Below are 17,386 nucleotides of genomic sequence, written 5' to 3' on the forward strand. Positions count from 1 at the left end.
CTGGGGGGACAACATGACCACGTTGTGGCCGTCGATCGACCCGACCTTCGCGCGCGACGTCGAGACGCGCACGCCGATCCGCTTCCAGCACGGGCTGGTGGGTCACCCGCTGCTCACGCTGGACGAGATCGCCCGGCTGGCCGAGGAGCTGCCCGAGTCCTCGCTCTCGGCCGAGCCGGCCGAGAAGCCCATCGCCGCCGGTGACGCCGCGGGCGTCGCGGCGTCCACCGACGACATCGGGCAGCGCATCCGCGACGTGGCGGTGAACCGCTCCTGGTTCACCCTGCTCCACGTCCACCAGGTGGCGCGCTACCGCGCCCTGGTCGACGAGGTCCTCGACGACCTCGCCGAGGCCTCCGGCATGGACCCGAAGGACCTCACCCGCCGGATGGGCTTCCTGTTCGCCAGCTCCCCGCGCGGCGTGACCGCCGCGCACTTCGACATCGAGCACAGCTTCTGCATGCAGCTGCAGGGCACGCGCACCCTCGGCTTCGGCCGCTTCGCCGACGAGGAGCAGAAGCGGCAGGAGGTCGAGCGCTACTGGAACGGCTCGTTCGGCCGCTTCCACGAGCAGCCCGAGACGATCGCCGAGCACGTCATCAGCCCCGGCACCGGCTGCTACATCCCGCCCTACACCCCGCACTGGATCGTCAACGGCGACGAGACCTCGCTGTCGATGACGGTGACGTTCTTCAACCGCGACAACGAGACCGAGTCGCTGGTGCAGGCGTTCAACACCAAGATCGCGAGGACCGGCCTCTCGCCGCGTCCGTTCGGGGAGTCGGCGGTGCGCGACCGGGCCAAGGTCGGCGCCATGAAGGCCTGGGCGTCGGTCAAGCGCCCCCGCGTGCCGAGCTGACCCGCGTCCGCGCCCGGGCCTGCACCCGGGCGCGCACCGCGTGGGCGCGGCGTACGCCGTCCCAGCCGGCCAGCAGCGCCCGGCCCCGCACGCCGTGCGCCGCGCGCACCCGCGTCAGCACCCGCCGACGCGAGGCGAACCCGCCCTTGTAGGCCTCCTCGCCGCGCAGCATGTCGACCTCGGTGCACCCGTCGGCGACCGCCTGCTCGACGACGCGGACCAGCAGCACCGTGCCCGCGCCGTCGTGCTCGCGCGCGGTCGAGCGGGCGAGCTGGTAGAGCGCCAGCCGGCCGGCGACGAGGAACGCCACCGACACCGCGGCGGTCCGGCCTGCCACCTCGAGCACGTCGATGCGCGCCTCGCCGCAGCCGACGGCCTCGGCCAGCGCCGGACGCAGCCGGTCCATCTCGGCCAGCAGCGGGGCGCGGTCGGGCCGGTCGCGGTGCAGCGCCTCGAACGCGTCCAGGGCGCGGCCCACCGTGTCGGGTGTCGCGCTCCACTGCGCCACGCCGTCGCGCGCGAGCCGCTTCTCGGTGCGGCGGACGTTGCGGCGGAACGACGCCGACCGCGACTCCAGGAACGAGCCCGCCAGCGGTTCGTACGGCGCCACGTCCATCGGCACCGCCGCGACCCCGAGCGACCGCGCCGCGAGCGAGCGTTCGGGCGCGCCGGCCAGGTCGAGCACCCGGTCGCCGGGTCCGGCGAACCACCCGGCGAAGGCCGCCGCCACGGCGTCCTCGTGGCCCGGGACCGCGACGAGGTCGACGTGGTCGGGGCAGGGCACCCCGTGGCCGGCCGGGCGGAGCACGTCGACGCCCAGCACGCGCCGGGCGGTCAGCGCGATGCCGCCGACGGGTTCGTCGTCGACCAGCACCAGCAGGTGGACGGGTGTGCCGCGGGCGACGTGCCGCAGCCACCACGGCTGCGCGAAGGGCGAGGGGTGGGGCAGCTGCTGCGCGATCCGCAGCCAGGACTCCGTCCAGGTGTGGAACTCGTCACGAACACGCACCGTCGACCTGTTGGATCCGTCCACGGGGGTCACCGTAACGACAGCCCGATCGGACGGGCCTGGTTTGCGGTTCACGCATCCGGGGCAGACGTGGGGCTACATCTGTATACCGAGAGCACGTACTGGGGGACGTACATGGCTTCGCAGGGGGACGACGTAGCAATGCGAGACGGCCGGGCTGATGGCCCGAGCCCGTCGACCAGCACCACCGGAGAACAGGTAGAAGCGGCACGGGCGGCCTTCGCCGCGCGTCGTGAGGCGGAGAACGTGCTGGCCGACGCCAGCCGGATCCGCGCCTCAGCCGCCGCCGACGCAGACGCGTTGCTCGTCGACGCGCAGATCATGGCCGACCGGCTCCAGGCGGAGTCGCTGGCGGAGTACGAGCGGCTGGTCCGTGAGGCCACCGAGCGATCCGACGGCATCCTGGCGCGTGCTCGGGCCGACGCGGACCGCCTGCGGGCCGAGGCCTCCGCGCAGGCCGAGGCGTTGCGGGTGCGGGCCGAGAGCGAGCTGGACCAGGTCCGGGCGCAGGTCCGCGAGGAGCTCCGCGAGGAGCAGCTCGCGACGCTGGGCCACGCCCGCAACCGTTCCGACGGCCTGCTGCGCGACCTCGAGTCGGGCGTGCTGGGCCTCGGCACGACCTTCGAGCGGGCCAACGCCTCCGTCGCCGACGTGGTCGCGACCATCGACCGCCTCCGCTCGGTCACCGAGAGCGCGCTGCCGGCCACCGTGGGTGGTCCGGTGCGGTCCACGGAGCCGGAGCCGGCACCCGTGCCCGAGCCCGAGCTCGCGGCCGACCCGACGCCGGCGCTCGCGCAGGTGGCCGAGCCGGTCGTTCAGCCCGAGCCGGTTGCGCAGGAGCCGGTCGTCGAGCCCGTCGCCGAGCCGGCCGTCGAGCCGGCCGTCGAGCAGGTGGCCGAGCAGGTGGCCGAGCAGGTGTCCGAGCAGGTGTCCGAGCAGGTGTCCGCCCAGCCGGCCCAGCCGGCCGCTCAGGTGACCGAGGACAGGGACGACAGGGACGACCGGGGCGGCCCGACGCCGCCGGCGGGCGGCGCGATGATCGGCCGGGTCTCCACCGGGGACCTCGCCACGCCGACCCCGGCCAGCGACGAGAACGCCACGAGCTTCCTCGGCACCGACCCGCCGCGTCCGGTCACCGACTGGACGACGGGCCCGGAGCAGGGGAGCACCACGACGGTCGTCACGACCGGCGGGGGCGACTCCCGTCCGCTGGGCTGGCTCTTCCGAGCCACGTCCTAGTCGGTCGTGCACCCCTCGGCGATGCCGTCGGGGTGCACGGCCACCGACTCCACGACCGAGCCCGCGGGCACCCGGCGGAACAGCTGCATGAAGATCCGCCGGGTGTCCCCGGCCTCGAAGCAGGTCCAGGTGCCCGAGACCACGGCGACCAGGTCGCCGTCGGGGTCGTTCACCACTGCCTGCACGACCGCGCTCGGGAGCTCCTTCTCGACGGTCACGTCCGCGAGGACGACCGATCCGCGCGACCCCTCCACGATCCGCACCGGCTCGGCCTCCACGCGGGGCAGCGCCGTGGACGACCACGACACGTCGCGGTAGGTCACCTCGACGTCGGCCACCTCGGACCCGGGGCCGGCCGTGCCGACGTACAACCCGTAGGTCCCACCGGGACGAAGGGAGCGAACCGTGCAGCACCCGTCTTCGCGCGAGCGCGGCGTCGTCGTCGACGCCAGCGCCACCCCGCGCGAGTCGCGGAGCGTGACGACCGCCTCGGCGCGGCGCAGCACGCGGTCGGTCGGGTTGCGCACCACCACCGAGACGAGGCCGTCGAGCTCGGCCCAGGTCACGGTCTCCAGCTGCGACTCGGCGCTCGCCGCCGACGTCGCGGCGCTCGGGTCGACCTCGCTCCCGGCGAGCTGGTCGGAGATGGTCGAGCAGCCGCCGAGCACCGGCGCGAGCGCCAGCACCCCGACCGCGATGGCACGTCTGAGGTCCCCCATGGCGCTCATGGTAAGCACGTCGTGACGCGGCCGGTGGCGGTCACCGAACCGCACTGGACGATCGGGGACCGGCTCGCGGCCTTCCGGGTGCTGCTGCCCGCCGATCCCGGGCCGGCCGTCGTGCTCGGTGTGGACGAGGTGCTGCTGCCCCACCTGCGGGCGGCGTTCCCGGGTGCGTGCACCGCCGCCGAGGCGGCCGCGAGCGGGGAGCGCGCCAGCCTGCTGGTGCTCTCCGGCCCGCCCGCGGAGGAGTACGCCGCCGGGCGGCTGCCGGTGGCGCTCGCGCCGTCGGCGACCGTCGCGGTGCTGGGCGAGGAGGGCGACCACGTCGTCTACCCCAGCGCCCAGGAGCCCGAGCTCCTGTGGCGCTCGGGCTGGCCGGTGGCGGCCGGGGACCCGGTCGCCTGGGTCCGTCGCCGCCTGGGGCTGCGGACCGCCCGCCGGCGGGGCGCCCCGTGGCTGCGGGTCGACGGGCCCGCCGTCGCGACCCTGGCCGACGAGGTCGTCGCCGAGGTGGGGGAGCGGCTCGGCGCGACCGCGCGCCTGGTCGGGGTGGTCACCGCCGGCCGGACGGTCCTGCGGGTGCGCACCGCGCAGGGCGACCTGGCCGTGCGCCTGGACCTGCTGCCCCACGAGCCGGACCTGGTCGACCGGGTGCGTGCCGAGGTGCCCGGCGCGGCGGCGTACCTGCCGCAGGCCCTCGCGAGCGGCACCACCCGCGGCTGCGCCTGGGTCGCGACCGCCTGGCTGCCCGAGGCCGGCGCGCTGCGCTGGCCCTGGCCGCGGCCGGAGTGGCAGTGGGCGGTGGCCGACGAGCTGGCCGACGCCCTCGCGGCGGCGCGCACCGGGACGACCGGCCCCGGCTGGGCGCGCGAGTGGTGCGAGCGCGCCGTCGTCGTGCCGGCGCCGGTGCGGGAGCGCTGGGCGGCCGCGCTCGCCGTGCTCGACGACGGCCTGCCGACCGGCTGGTGCCACGGCGACCTGTGGCCCGGCAACGTGCTGCTCGACCGCGACGCCGCGGTCGTCCTCGACTGGGACAACGCCACCCCGGACGCCCCGGCGGGCATCGACCGCCTGCTCGTGCCCGCGCTGCGCGACCTCACCGACCCCGGCCGCACCGTCGCCGAGCAGGTGATGGCGCTGGTCGACGACACCGACCGCCCGGGCTCGGTCGGCGACCTGGAGGTCGCGGGCCGTCGCTGGCGCGACTGGGACCGCGGGCACCGCCTCGCGCTGGCCCTCGCCGCCGTCGTGCTCTTCCTGCGCAACCGCTCGCCCCACGACCTGCCCGCCGACGCGCTCGCCGCGCACGTCGCCGCGGTCGACGAGGCGCTGGCCGCCCCGGCGGCCGTCACCACCGACCAGCCGACGGACGCGGCCGAGGCCGGCCGCACCGCCCGCGGCGCGCTGTGGCTGGCGACCAACGGCATCGTCGTCAAGACCGCCCAGACCGTCGTCCTGCTCACCCTCGCCGCGATGCTCGCGCCCTCCGCGCTGGGCCTGGTCGCGCTCGGCACGCTGGTCGCCAACGTCGCCGTGCAGGTCGCGAGCCTCGGCACGGCGAGCGCGCTGGTCTACTGGCGCGGCGACGTGCAGCGCGCCGCCCGCACCGCCGTCACGATCAGCGTCGGGCTCGCCGCCGTGCTGGCCGCGCTGCTGTGGGTGGCGGCCCCCTGGCTGGCCTCGACGCTCGGCGCGGCCGACGGGGGAGCGGCGGTCATCCGCGGGCTCACCGTGGTGCTGCCGTGCACCGCCGTGGCCGGCGTGACCAACGAGCTGCTCCGCCGCGAGCTGCGCTTCCTGCGACGGATCATCCCCGACACCGTCTCCTCGGTGGTCGGGGCCGTCGTCGCGATCGGCCTGGTCGTCGACGGCATGGGCGTGATGGCGCTCGTCGTCGGCCAGGTCACCCAGGCGGTGCTCACGCTGCTGCTGTCGTGGTGCGTGCACCCGCCGGTGCTGCCGGGCTGGAGCTCCGAGGACGCCCGCGGGCTGCTCTCCTACGGCGGTCCCTACGCCGGCACCCACCTGCTGGAGCTGGTGCAGCTCAACGTCGACTACCTCGTCGTCTCCGCCGTGCTCGGCACGGTCGCGCTGGGGCAGTACTCGCTGGCGTTCCGGCTCGCGTTCATGCCCTACCTGATGATCGTCGTGGTCATCACCGGGGCCGCGTTCCCCTACCTGTGCCGGCTGCGCGGCCGGGAGCTGGGCCGCTCCACGGGCGTGGTCACGACCGTGACGCTGACCCTCGTGCTGCCGCTGTGCCTGGGCGTGGCGCTGGTCGCCGACCACCTGGTGGTGCTGGGCGACAAGTGGTCCCCGGCGGTGCCGGCGGTGGCCTGGCTGGCGGCGTACGCCGCGGCGCTGAGCGTCGGCCAGCTGGTCGCGACGGCGTTCAACGCCGCGGGCCGGCCGGTGCTCGCGCTCGGGCTGCGTCTCGCGCACCTGCTCCTGCTGCTGGCCACGCTCGCGGTCGTCGTCGACCGGGGCGTGACCGTCGTGGCCGCCGCCCAGGCCGTCGTGGCCGCGGCGGTGGCCCTGCTCGCCCTCGTCCTCGCCCGGACCACCGTCTCGGGCCTCTCGCTGCGCGCGCTCGCGCTGGGCCTGCGCCCGGCCGCCCTCAGCGCGCTCGCGCTCGTCGCGGCGGTGCTCGCCGTGCGGGTGCTGCTCGACGACGTGCTGGGCCTCGACGGCCCGAGCCCCGTGACGCTCGCGGTGCTCGGCGCGGCCGGCCTCGCGGCGTACGTCGGCCCTCTCTGGCTGCTCGACCGAGACCACCTGCGCGAGGCCTTCGCGCTGCTGAGGAGACCCTCATGAAGACCGGGACCCGCGCCGTCGCGACCGTCGTCCGACCCGTCGTCGTCGCCCGCCGCACGCTCGCCACCACCCACGGGCTGACCCTGGTGGGCTGGCACCGCGTGGACGGGCGCACCTCCGACGGCCTCTCGACCGGGGTGGACGACTTCCGCCGCCACCTCGACGCCCTCGAGGGGTGGGGCGCCCAGGTGCTACCGCTGACCGAGGCGGTCGAGCGGCTGCGCGCCGGGACCCTGCCGGAGCGGGCGGTGGCGCTGACGTTCGACGACGGCTACGCCAGCGTCGTCGACACCGCCTGGCCGATCCTGCGCGAGCGAGGGCTGCCGATGACGTTGTTCGTGGTCAGCGGGATCCTCGAGGGCCACCGCTTCGCGTGGGACGCCCACGAGGCCGACCCGTGCCGGGTCGGCCGGCTGCGCCCGGCGACGGCCGACGAGCTGCTCGCCGCCGCGCAGGAGGGCCTCGACATCGGCTCGCACACCGTGAGCCACCCGTGGCTGCCCGAGCTCGACGACGCGACCCTGCGCCACGAGATGGTCGACTCGCGCGCGGCGCTGGAGGAGCTGCTGGGCCGCGAGGTGCGGTCGGTCGCCTACCCGACCGGCGGCTGGGACCCGCGGGTCCGAGCGGCCGCGCTCGCCGCGGGCTACACGGTCGGGATCACCGTCGACCGCGGGCTGAACACCGACCGGGTGCACCCGCTCTCGCTGCGGCGGGCGTTCGTGCCCGCCGACCCCGTCGACCTGCGCCACATCCTCGACGGCGCCTACACGTTCCTGCGGCCCCTGGACCGCTGGCGCAGCCGCGGGGGTCCGCCGTGGTGACCTCCGACCTGACCCTGGCGCTCGGCCTGCGCCGCGAGGCGCCGGCGACCCGGCCGCGCGCGGTCGCGACGCTGCTGGTGCCGCTGCTCGTCGCTGCCCTCGGCGGGCTGGCGGTCGGCTACGCACCGGCCCTCGCCGTCGTCGGCGGCCTCGTGCTCGTCGCGGGCACCGCGCTGCTGCTGCGCCTGGAGTGGGCGGTGCTGGCGGTGGTCGCGAGCGCGGTCTTCGAGGACTACATCGCGCTCGTCGAGCCGCGCGCGACCAAGCTGCTCGCCGTCGTGCTCGTCGCCTCCTGGCTGGTGCGTCGCAGCCGCGGCCCGCTGCGGGGGCCGCACCACCTGCTCTCCGGCGCGCGCAGCCACGGACGCACCGCGGTCCTCGGCGCCACGGTCGCGCTGGTCGTCGTGCTGCTCGCCTCCACCGCCCTGCACGCCAACGGCGGGCCCGGCGCGGCCGTGCTCGCCCGTTGGGGCGGCTTCATCGTGGTGCTGCTCGTGCTCGTCGACGCGATGCGCGGCCCGCTCACCCCGCGCGCGGTCGCCAGCACCTACGTCCTGGCCTGCGCCGCCGCCTCGGTGTGCGGCCTGGTCACCTACCTGCTCGGCGCCGACCGCCGCGTCGGCGGGCCGATCGGCGACCCCAACGACATGGCGTTCTTCCTGCTCGCCGCGGTCCCGCTCGGCGTCGCGCTGCGCGCCGGCGCCCGCCGGCCCTGGATCCACGACGTCGCGGTCGTCCTCACCCTCGCCGCCCTGCTCGGCACGCTCTCGCGCGGGGCGCTGCTCGGCCTCGCCGCCGCGGTCGTCGTCGGCCTCCTCATCCGGCTGGTGACCTGGAAGGCCGTGGTGGGGCTGGTGGTCGTCGGCGCCACCACGGTCGCCGTCGCGGTCTCGGTCTTCCCCTCGCTGGTCGAGACGAGCATCGAGCAGAAGGGCAACATCGCCGACCGCAACGTCTCCGAGCGCCTCGACCTGTGGGAGTCCGCGGGCCGGATGACGCTGGACGCGCCGGTGCTCGGCCACGGCCCCGGCGCCTTCTCGATCGAGCACCGCGACTACCTCGACCGCCTGCCCGACGCGGTCGACCACGACCTCGACGTCGCGCACAACACCTACCTCGAGACCTCCGCCGAGCTCGGCCTCCTCGGCCTCGCCGCCTGGTTCGCGCTGCTCGGCGCCGGCTACCTCGCCGCCCGGTCGGGGTGGGTCGCCCGCCGCGACCGGCTCGCGGGCGCCGTCGGCGTCGCGCTGGTCGGCACCGCCGTGGCCGCGGTCTTCGTCACCGAGCAGTACTTCCTGCCCCTGTGGCTGCTGTGCGCCCTCGGCGCCGGCCTGGCCCGGGAGCGGCTGCCGTGACGCGCGTGGTGCAGGTGCTCACCCAGGCCTCCGGCGGCCCGGTGGACCACGCCCTCGACGTGGCCGTCGAGCTGGCCCGCCGCGGGGTGGACAGCCACGTCCTCGGCCCGCGCCCGACCGGCGGCCCGGCCCTGCCCGGGGTCACCTGGCACGACACGAGCGTCGCCGCCAAGGCCGACGCCCGCGGCGCCCGCGAGGCGCTGGCCGTGCTGCGCGCACTGCGCCCCGACGTGGTGCACGCCCACGACCGCCGCGCCGGCTGGCTGGTCCGGCTGGCCGCGCCCGTGCTCGGCGCCCCGGTCGTCTACACCCTCCACGGGGTCGCCGACGGCCTGTCCGACCTGGTCGCCGGCAACGTGCGGGCGGCCGAGCGGCGGCGCCGCGACCGCGTCTACTACCTGACCGGCGAGCGGCTGGTGACCCGCTGGGGCCGTGCCCGGGTCGTCGTGCCGAGCGCTGCCGTGGCGGCGTACGCCGTCGGGCACGTGGGCCTGCCCGAACGGGTGGTGTCGGTGGTGCACAACGGCGTCGACCCGGCCCGCTGGCGGCCGTCGCCGACGCCCGAGGGTCCGGTGACCGTGGTGTGGACCGGCGTGCTCGGCGGGGTGAAGCGGATCGGCCTGCTGCTCGACGCGCTGGCGGAGGTGCCCGATGCGCGGGCGCTCGTCGTCGGCGACGGCCCCGACCGCGCCCTGGTCGAGCAGCGCGCGGCCGACCCGGCCCTGGCCGGCCGGGTGGAGCTCACCGGCTGGCTGCCGGACCCGGCGCCGGCGTACGCCCGCGGGCACCTGCTCGCGCTCACCTCCGCGGCCGAGAACCTCCCCATGTCGGTGCTCCAGGCGATGTCGTGCGGGCTGCCCGTCGTCGCCACCGCCGTGGGCGGGGTGCCCGAGGTGGTCCGCGACGGCGTCGACGGCCTGCTCGCGCCCGCCGACGACCCGGCCGCACTGGCCACGGCGCTGCGCACCCTGGTCGAGGACGACGGGCTGCGCGAGCGCGCCGGCAAGGCCGCCCGCGACCGGGTCGAGGAGTCCTTCACGCTCGCCGGCTGCGTCGACGGGCTCCAGCAGGTCTACGACGAGGTGCGCGCATGAGGACCCTGATGGTGATCGCCGAGATGGGCTCGGGCGGCGCGGAGGCCGTCGTGGCCGACCTCGCCGGCGACCGGCTCGAGCGCGGCGACGAGGTGGCCGTGGCCAGCGACCGCGGCTGGCGCACCGCCGACGTCGCCGGCCGCGGGGCCGACCTGGTCCCGCTGCCGCTGCGCCGACCGGGCGCGCCCGCGCTCGCCCGCTCCGCGGCGAGGCTGGCCGGGCGCCTGCGTCGGCGGCCGGTCGACCTGCTGCACACCCACAACGTGCGCGCCACGCTCGCCGCCTCGCTGGCCCAGCGCGCGGCGGGTCGTCGCGCGCCGCTGGTGACGACCGTGCACGGGCTGGCGTCCGAGGACTACCCGCGCGCGGCCCGGCTGCTGCGCGGCTGCGCGGACGTCGTCGTCGCGGTCTCCGACGACGTCGCCGACCGGCTGCGCGACGGCGGCCTGCCCGCCGACCGCGTGCGGGTCGTGGAGAACGCCGCCCCGCCGCTGCGGCTGCCCACCCGCGCCGCCGCCCGCGCCGCGCTCGGCCTGCCGTTCGACGGCACGGTCGCGCTGAGCGTCGCCCGCCTCGTCCCGCCCAAGCGCCACGACCTGCTCGTCGACGCCTGGGCCCGGCTGCAGCAGGACCACGCAGCCGGCGCGGCCGGTCGGGGCCTGGGCGAGGGCACGGGGCAGGGCGCAGGGGAGCCGCCCCTGCTGCTCGTCGCCGGGGACGGCGCGGCGCGGCCCGGGCTGGAGCGGCGCGTGGCCGAGGCCGGGGTGGCCGACCGGGTCCGCCTGCTGGGCGACCGCCGCGACGTCGACCGCCTGCTCGCCGCCGCCGACCTGCTCGTGCTCGCCAGCGACCGCGAGGGGCTGCCGGTCTCGGTGCTGGAGGCGATGACCGCGGGCGTGCCCGTGGCGGCCTCGGCCGTCGGCGGGCTGACCTCGCTCGGCGACGTCGTCGAGCTGGTCGCGGAGCCGACACCCGACGCGTGGGCCGACGCGGTCCGCCGGCTGGTCGAGGACCCCGGGCGCCGCGCCGACCTGGCCGCCGCGGCCGGGTTGCTCGTGGAGCAGCGGTTCTCGCCGGCGGCCATGACCGCGTCGTACGACGCGATCTACCGAGACCTGACCTGACTCACCTGACCTGACTCGCGACCTGACTCACCTGGCCCGGGCCGACTGCTCGGGCGGGTCGACGCACCACCACTGGGGGAAATGATGGAGCTGCACCAGATCGGCGGGGCGCTGTGGCGCCAACGCCTGCTCGTCCTGCTCGTGCTGGCGGTGACGGCGGCCGCCGTCGCGGCCGGCGTGGCACTGGCACCGAAGACGTACCGGGCGACCGCGGTGCTCGCGGCCGCGGCGGACCCGGCGACGCTGGAGTCGCCCGACGACCTCGACGCGCTGCGCGGCACGATCGCGGAGCTCGCGAGCAGCCGCGCGCTGCTCACCGAGGTGCAGGGCGAGCTCGACGTCGAGCGCGACGTCAGCGACCTGCGCTCCGCCGTGAGCGCGCAGTGGGTGAGCGGCACCATCCTCATCCAGGTCGTGGCGGAGGACGCCGACCCGCAGGTCGCCGCCGACCTCGCCAACCAGGTCGCGATCACGCTGCCGTTCTACGACCCGAGCACCGACGCGTTCCGGTTCACCCAGACCAACGCGGCGCAGCCGCCGCGGACCTACAGCAGCCCCAACCTGCTGCTCGCGATCGGCGGCGGCGCCGCGCTGGCGCTCGTGCTGACGGTCGTCGCCGCGGTCGCCCGCGACCGGCGCACGGCCACCGTCGACGACGGCGCCGTGCTGGAGGACGCCACCGGCGCCCCGCTGCTCGCGCACGTCGGCGTGCCCCGGGACGCCACGACGCTGCCCGCGCTCTACCCCGGCACCGCCGCCGCCGACGTCTTCCGCCAGCTGCGCATCGCGCTGGAGGCCCAGGCCGCGGGCGACCCGGTCAGCCGGGTGGTCGTCGCGGGCGTGACGCCGGGCGAGGTCAACGTGTGGCTCGGCGCCAACCTGGCGATCTCCCTGGCCAACGTCGGCCGCACCGTCCTGCTCGTCGACGGCCGGATCGGCCCGCGCCACGGCCGACCGATCGCGGCCGAGCCGGACACCCCGGGCCTCTTCGACGTGCTCGCGGGCACCGAGCTGTCCCGCGCGGTCAGCCCCGGACCGGTCGAGCTGCTCAGCGTGCTGCCGGCCGGCGACGCGGGCTCCGAGCCCTACGAGACGATGCTGGAGACGGTCTTCGCCGACAAGATGGCCGAGGCGGAGGCGGCGTACGACGTCGTCATCGTGCTCGCGCCGGCGCTGGAGTCCTGCGACGACGCCCGGGTGATGGCCGCCCGCGGGTCGCTGCTCATGGTGGTGCCCGAGGGCCAGGTGTCCGCCCCGGCGCTCCGCGCGCACGCCGACCGGGTCCGCTCGGTGGGCGCCGGCCTGCTCGGCTCGGTGCTCGTCGGGCGCCGTGCCGAGCGGGTGCTCGCCTAGGAGGCCGGCATGCGCAGGCGAACGAGGCGGCCGGACGACGGGATCCGTCGGCGGCTCCACGTGGCCCACGTGTCCGAGCCCTCCACCGAGGGCGTGGCCGTGGTGCAGTACTCCTACATCCGCGAGCAGCTGCGACGCGGCTGGCGGGTGACCGTCATCTGCCCGACCCACGGGTGGCTGGGCTACTCCGCGCGCGCCGCCGGCGCCGAGGTGCGATGGTGGTCCGCGACGCGCGGCCCCGGCCGGTCCGTGCTCGCCGAGGCCGCGGCGCTGCGCCGGATCATCAACGAGGTCGACCCGGACGTCGTGCACCTGCACAGCGCCAAGGCCGGCCTCGCCGGCCGCCTGGCTGTGCGCGGTCGTCGGCCGACCGTCTTCCAGCCGCACGCCTGGTCGTTCCTCGCCGTGGAGGGGCCCGTACGACGCGCCTCGCTGCAGTGGGAGCGGCTCGCGGCCCGCTGGACGCACCGCCTCGTCGCGGTGAGCGAGGCCGAGCGGGTGTCGGGGGAGGAGGCCGGCGTGCGGGTGCCGACCGCCGTGCTGCCCAATGGGGTGGACCTGGCGCGCCTGCAGGTGCAGGACGCCCGGCAACGTGCAGCGGCCCGAGCGGGCCTGGGCCTGCGCGACGTGCCGACCGCGGTCTGCGTCGGTCGGCTGACCCGGCAGAAGGGCCAGGACCTGCTCCTCGACGCCTGGCCGTCGGTGCGCGAGCGGGTGCCCGACGCCCAGCTGGTGCTCGTCGGGGCCGGGCCGGACCGCGCCGAGCTCGAGCGGCGCGTCGCCGACCTCGACGGCGTGCTGCTGGCCGGCGGGCGCACCGACGTGCCGCTGTGGCTGGCCGCGGCCGACGTCGCCGTGGCGCCGTCACGCTGGGAGGGCATGCCGCTGGCGCCGCTGGAGGCGATGGCGAGCGGGCGGAGCGTGGTCGCGACCGCCATCCCCGGCATCGAGGAGACGGTGCCGGCCGAGGTCGGCCAGCTGGTGCCGGTCGGGGACACCGCGGCGCTGGCCGACGCGGTGGTCTACCGCCTGCAGGCGCCGGAGGAGGCGGCCGAGGAGGGGTGGGCCGGGCGGTCCCACGTGGAGGACCACCACGACGAGGTCACCTCGGCGCGGCGGGTCCTCGAGGTGTACCTCGCGGTGCTGCGGGAGCGACGGGGCCCGCGGGGCCCAGTCGCACCGCGCCGACCTCTCCCCGAGGCGCACTGACCAGCACCGGGAGCGTCCGGACGAGGATCTTGACGTCGCTCCACAGCGACCAGTTCTCGATGTAGAAGTTGTCCACCCGCGTGCGCTCCGCGATCGAGGTGTCGCCGCGGAGGCGGTGGACCTGCGCCAGGCCGGTGAGGCCCGTCGGCACGCGGTGCCGGTCGGCGTACCGGCTCTCCTCGCGGCTGAACGTGTCGACGAAGTAGGGCCGCTCGGGCCGGGGCCCGACCAGGCTCATGTCGCCCTTGAGCACGTTGACCAGCTGGGGCAGCTCGTCGAGGCTCGTGCGCCGCAGGAAGCGGCCCACCGGGCCGACGCGCTCGTCGCCGTCGATGCTCCAGCGGGTGGCGCTCTCGGCCTCGTCGTCGGGCCTGAGCGAGCGCAGCTTGTAGAGGGTGAACGGCTGGCCGCCCACCCCGACCCGGGTCTGCTTGAAGATCACGCCGGGGCCGGTCTCGATCCGCGAGGCCAGCGCGCAGGCCGCGATGACCGGGCCCGCGACGACCAGGCCGACGCCGGCCAGCGCGACGTCGAGGGTGCGCTTGCCCCAGCGCGCGAGCGGCCGGTGGCCCCACCGGCGCAGCCGCATCAGGGTGACGCCCTGGACGACCTCGGTGCCGCGGGTGCCGGTCGCGCCCATCAGCTCGTGGAAGCGCGGCACGACGAAGACCTGGTGGTCCGCCTCGACGCACCGGCGCACCACCGCGACCGTCTCGGCGTCCGGCGGCTCGGGGAAGGCGAAGACGACGTCGTGGACGCCGAGGTCGACCATCGCCCGCTCGAGCCGGTCGATGCCGCCGAGCAGCGGCACGGGCAGCCGTCGGGCGCTCGCCCCGCGCTCGACGATGCCGACCGGGCGCAGGCCCAGGTGCGGCTGGTCGAGCAGCGTCGCCGCCAGCGCCGAGCCGACCGGCTCGCCCCCGACGACGATGACCGGGTGGCCGGCGTGCCCGCGGCGCCGCAGCGCGTGGATGGAGGAGTACGCCGCCGCGCGCACCACCGCGAGCGCGAGCGCTAGGCTGGCGGCGAAGGCCGGCACGACCGGCCAGGTCGGGTCGCCGGTCACGCCGACGCTCGGCGCCGCGGCCAGCAGCGCCAGCGTGCCGAGCCCCGCGGCGAGCAGCAGCCGCGGCAGGTCCTCCAGCACCGACAGCACCAGCCGCGGGCGGTAGAGGTCGGCGCTGTGGCAGGTCAGGAAGACCGCGGCCGCGGCGGCGCCGACCGGCACCGGGCCCACCTGGACCGTGCGCAGCACCGGCACGGCGGCCAGCGCGACGGCCAGCACGTCCAGCAGCACCAGCAGTGGCCGTTGGCTGCGCAGCCACGGCAGCCGGTCGACGAACCGGTCGGTCAAGCGCATGCGAAGTACCCCCCGGTGCCGTCTACCCCGTCCGGGACCGGACCAATCCTTCGTGCGCCCCCGCCGGTCCATCCTTTGCCACCCCGGCCTCCCCGACCCCCTCCACCGGCCGCCGGCGGCCTCCCGGACGGTCGGCAGGATGGGGGCGTGGTCACCCCCGTCGCCGAGCTGCTCGAGGAGTGGGGGCTCACCCCCGACGGCCCGCCGCTGCCGGCCCGCCGGGCGAGCGTGCTGCCGGTCGTCGGCGAGCGCGGACCGGCCGTCCTCAAGGTCGGCGTGGTCCACCCGGTCGGGGAGGTCGAGGGGCGCGCCGCCCACGAGGCGCTGGCGCTCCAGCGGTGGGGCGGCCACGGCGCGGTGCGGCTGCTGCGGGCCGACCCGCACCGCCGCGCGCTGCTCCTCGAGCGCCTCGCCGGGCCCGACGCCGCCGACCCGGCCGCCGGGCTGTGGGACGCCGCGGCCGGCGAGCTGGTCGGCGCGCACCTCGCCGACCTGCACGTCGACCCGCTCCCGCAGGTGCCCCGCCTGGCGGCGTACGTCGCGGAGCAGGGGCGGGCGCTCGCCGCGCTCCCGCGGGACGCCCCGCTGCCGCGGCGGCTGGTCGAGCAGGCCCTCGCCCTCGGCCGCGACCTGGTCGCCGACCCCGGCGACGAGCGGCTCCTCCACGGCGACCTGCACCCGGCCCACCTCGTGGCGGCCGGGCCGGAGGCCCCCGACCAGTGGCGCGCGGTCTCGCCGAAGCCGCTCGCGGGCGACCCGCACAGCGAGGTCGCGCCGCTGCTGTGGCACCAGTGGGACGACGTGGTCGGCGACGTCCGCGGCTCGCTGCGACGTCGGTTCCTCGCCGTCGTCGACGCCGCACTGCTCGACGAGGACCGCGCCCGCGACTGGGTCGTCCTGCGCACCGTCCACCGCGCGCTCGCGGCCCTCGACGACCGCGACCGGGTGACCCGCTGCATCGCCGTGGTCAAGGCCGTCCAGGAGTGAGCCGGGCCGCCGCGGGCGGCCGGCGGCGTTTCGGACCGGCACCGACCGGGCAGACCGTCCTGCGTCCGCGACACCGAGCACCGAAGGGACCACGGCCGCGATGAGCGACGAGGTGGCGATCTCCTGGCAGGGCAGCCGACAGCTGGTGCAGATGACCAGCGAGCAGTACCTCAACCTGTCCGAGGCCTCCGGCTTCATGGCGCAGGGCGGGCTCGCCGACACCGGCGCGTTCACCGGCCTGCTGAGCCTCTTCCGTGACGCCTACCAGGAGGCCTACGAGACGGTGTCCGCCTCGTTGGACACCTCCGTCGAGTCCGCCAAGGAGCTCTCCGACACGATCGCCGCGTTCCGCGCCGACCTGCGGGCCCGCGACTCCGGCGTCGAGGAGCTGATGACCGGCCTGGAGGGCGACGTGACCGACGGCGAGGCCTACACGCCGCCGAGCGGCATGCCCGAGCTGCCGATGCCGGTCACTCGCATCAACGACATGGCCGGCGTCGACTGGCCGATGCCGGGGCCCAAGCCGCCCGGCTGGGTGCCGACCCCGAGCACCGGCGCGCCGATCGAGCTCGTCGACAGCCTGCTCGGCATGGCCGGGTCCGCGAACGACCTCGGCACCGGCATGTCCACCGAGGAGGACATCGACGACTTCCTCGACCGTCACTCCGAGGGAGCCGACCGATGACCACGATGGCCGTCCAGCTGTCCGACCCCACCAGCACCTTCAAGCCGGTGGCCGCCGAGGGCGCCGGTGACCTGATCAACGGCCTGCGCGACGACTGCGGTTACGTCATCCAGGGCATCGACTGGGTCTGTCGCCAGTTCGGCTTCGACCTCATCGCCGCGATCTTCGACCCGATCGCCGGCGACTGGAACGCCGTCGACGCGATGGCGACCAACTGGGCCGCCCTCGGCTCCGGCCTCGGCCAGATCGGCGGCAACTACTCCGCCCTCGCCGGTGCGACCCCGACGGTGTGGACCGGCGACGCCGCGACCGGCGCCACCGGCAAGCTCGCGGACTTCGCCGAGGCGTTCGGCAGCCAGGCCGAGGCCTGCGAGCTGATCTCCGCGGCGATGAAGGACATGCTCGTGGCCGTCAAGGCCGGCGTCGAGGTCATCGCCCAGCTGCTCAGCCTCGTCGACGAGCTGGTGCTCAAGGTCGCCGCCAGCGTCCTGGGCTGGGCCAAGGAGATCGCCACCGGCGGCGCCACGGCCCGCAAGGTGATCAGCCTGGTCAACCAGGCGATCGCCACCATCAAGAAGCTGGAGAACGTCATCCCGCCGCTGCTCCAGGCCTGTGCGCTGATGTCGGCGATGATGAAGACCCTGGGGAACCTGCTGAAGCTCGGCGCGGCCGGCTACGGCGCCAACAACGGCCAGGACGTCGACGACGTCGCGGACGCCGGGTTCTAGGCG

General features: G+C 76.4%; 15 protein-coding genes. 12 read left to right on the plus strand and 3 right to left on the minus strand.

Annotated elements, in window-relative coordinates; translation table 11 throughout:
• Nucleotides 1-13 precede the first annotated feature (13 nt).
• Nucleotides 14-859, plus strand: a complete 846-nt coding sequence (locus tag QWY29_RS15840; RefSeq protein WP_300961983.1) for a JmjC domain-containing protein — start codon at nucleotides 14-16, stop codon at nucleotides 857-859.
• Here the strand turns inward: QWY29_RS15840 and QWY29_RS15845 are convergent.
• Nucleotides 834-1,892: a GNAT family N-acetyltransferase gene (locus QWY29_RS15845; protein ID WP_300961984.1), complete on the minus strand. Its 1,059-nt coding sequence runs from the start codon at nucleotides 1,890-1,892 to the stop codon at nucleotides 834-836. The genes QWY29_RS15840 and QWY29_RS15845 overlap by 26 nt on opposite strands.
• Before the next feature lie 243 nt (nucleotides 1,893-2,135).
• On the opposite strand from QWY29_RS15845, the gene QWY29_RS15850 reads away from it, so the two are divergent.
• Nucleotides 2,136-3,128, plus strand: coding sequence for a F0F1 ATP synthase subunit B (locus QWY29_RS15850; protein WP_300961985.1), 993 nt, complete (start codon nucleotides 2,136-2,138; stop codon nucleotides 3,126-3,128).
• Here QWY29_RS15850 and QWY29_RS15855 read toward each other — a convergent pair.
• Complete coding sequence (locus tag QWY29_RS15855) at nucleotides 3,125-3,847, minus strand: hypothetical protein (RefSeq protein WP_300961986.1); 723 nt, start codon at nucleotides 3,845-3,847, stop codon at nucleotides 3,125-3,127. The two genes, QWY29_RS15850 and QWY29_RS15855, sit on opposite strands and share 4 nt — an antisense overlap.
• 21 nt (nucleotides 3,848-3,868) lie before the next feature.
• Between QWY29_RS15855 and QWY29_RS15860 the strand changes: the two genes are divergently transcribed.
• From QWY29_RS15860 to QWY29_RS15890, 7 genes are all read left to right on the plus strand, one after another.
• Nucleotides 3,869-6,664, plus strand: a complete 2,796-nt coding sequence (locus tag QWY29_RS15860; RefSeq protein ID WP_300961987.1) for an oligosaccharide flippase family protein — start codon at nucleotides 3,869-3,871, stop codon at nucleotides 6,662-6,664.
• Nucleotides 6,661-7,488 (plus strand): polysaccharide deacetylase family protein, encoded by an 828-nt coding sequence (locus tag QWY29_RS15865; RefSeq protein WP_300961988.1) that lies wholly within the window; start codon nucleotides 6,661-6,663, stop codon nucleotides 7,486-7,488. Before QWY29_RS15860 ends, QWY29_RS15865 begins: the two co-directional genes overlap by 4 nt.
• Complete coding sequence (locus QWY29_RS15870; protein WP_300961989.1) at nucleotides 7,482-8,843, plus strand: O-antigen ligase family protein; 1,362 nt, start codon at nucleotides 7,482-7,484, stop codon at nucleotides 8,841-8,843. The genes QWY29_RS15865 and QWY29_RS15870 overlap by 7 nt, the downstream gene beginning before the upstream one ends.
• Nucleotides 8,840-9,937 carry a glycosyltransferase family 4 protein gene (locus QWY29_RS15875; RefSeq protein ID WP_300961990.1) on the plus strand — a complete coding sequence of 366 codons (1,098 nt, stop codon included), beginning with the start codon at nucleotides 8,840-8,842 and terminating at the stop codon, nucleotides 9,935-9,937. The genes QWY29_RS15870 and QWY29_RS15875 overlap by 4 nt, the downstream gene beginning before the upstream one ends.
• A complete protein-coding gene (locus QWY29_RS15880) occupies nucleotides 9,934-11,061 on the plus strand; it encodes a glycosyltransferase (protein WP_300961991.1) in 1,128 nt (375 codons plus the stop codon). Before QWY29_RS15875 ends, QWY29_RS15880 begins: the two co-directional genes overlap by 4 nt.
• An 81-nt stretch (nucleotides 11,062-11,142) precedes the next feature.
• On the plus strand, nucleotides 11,143-12,414 hold the full coding sequence (locus QWY29_RS15885; protein WP_300961992.1) for a Wzz/FepE/Etk N-terminal domain-containing protein: 1,272 nt from the start codon (nucleotides 11,143-11,145) through the stop codon (nucleotides 12,412-12,414).
• A 69-nt stretch (nucleotides 12,415-12,483) separates the two neighbouring features.
• On the plus strand, nucleotides 12,484-13,623 hold the full coding sequence (locus QWY29_RS15890; RefSeq protein WP_300961993.1) for a glycosyltransferase: 1,140 nt from the start codon (nucleotides 12,484-12,486) through the stop codon (nucleotides 13,621-13,623).
• Here QWY29_RS15890 and QWY29_RS15895 read toward each other — a convergent pair.
• The gene (locus tag QWY29_RS15895; RefSeq protein ID WP_300961994.1) at nucleotides 13,517-14,983 is read right to left on the minus strand and encodes a sugar transferase; all 1,467 of its coding nucleotides are present in this window, start codon (nucleotides 14,981-14,983) and stop codon (nucleotides 13,517-13,519) included. The genes QWY29_RS15890 and QWY29_RS15895 overlap by 107 nt on opposite strands.
• Nucleotides 14,984-15,130: 147 nt before the next feature.
• On the opposite strand from QWY29_RS15895, the gene QWY29_RS15900 reads away from it, so the two are divergent.
• The 3 genes from QWY29_RS15900 (at nucleotide 15,131) to QWY29_RS15910 (ending at nucleotide 17,383) form a co-directional block, all read left to right on the plus strand.
• A complete protein-coding gene (locus QWY29_RS15900) occupies nucleotides 15,131-15,970 on the plus strand; it encodes an aminoglycoside phosphotransferase family protein (RefSeq protein ID WP_300961995.1) in 840 nt (279 codons plus the stop codon).
• A 100-nt stretch (nucleotides 15,971-16,070) separates the two neighbouring features.
• Nucleotides 16,071-16,655 (plus strand): hypothetical protein, encoded by a 585-nt coding sequence (locus QWY29_RS15905; RefSeq protein WP_300961996.1) that lies wholly within the window; start codon nucleotides 16,071-16,073, stop codon nucleotides 16,653-16,655.
• The gene (locus tag QWY29_RS15910) at nucleotides 16,652-17,383 is read left to right on the plus strand and encodes a hypothetical protein (RefSeq protein ID WP_300961997.1); all 732 of its coding nucleotides are present in this window, start codon (nucleotides 16,652-16,654) and stop codon (nucleotides 17,381-17,383) included. Before QWY29_RS15905 ends, QWY29_RS15910 begins: the two co-directional genes overlap by 4 nt.
• The last annotated feature ends 3 nt before the right edge of the window (nucleotides 17,384-17,386 follow it).

Origin of the sequence: Nocardioides abyssi (assembly GCF_030412915.1) — a bacterium.
GTDB classification, from domain to species: domain Bacteria; phylum Actinomycetota; class Actinomycetes; order Propionibacteriales; family Nocardioidaceae; genus Nocardioides; species Nocardioides abyssi.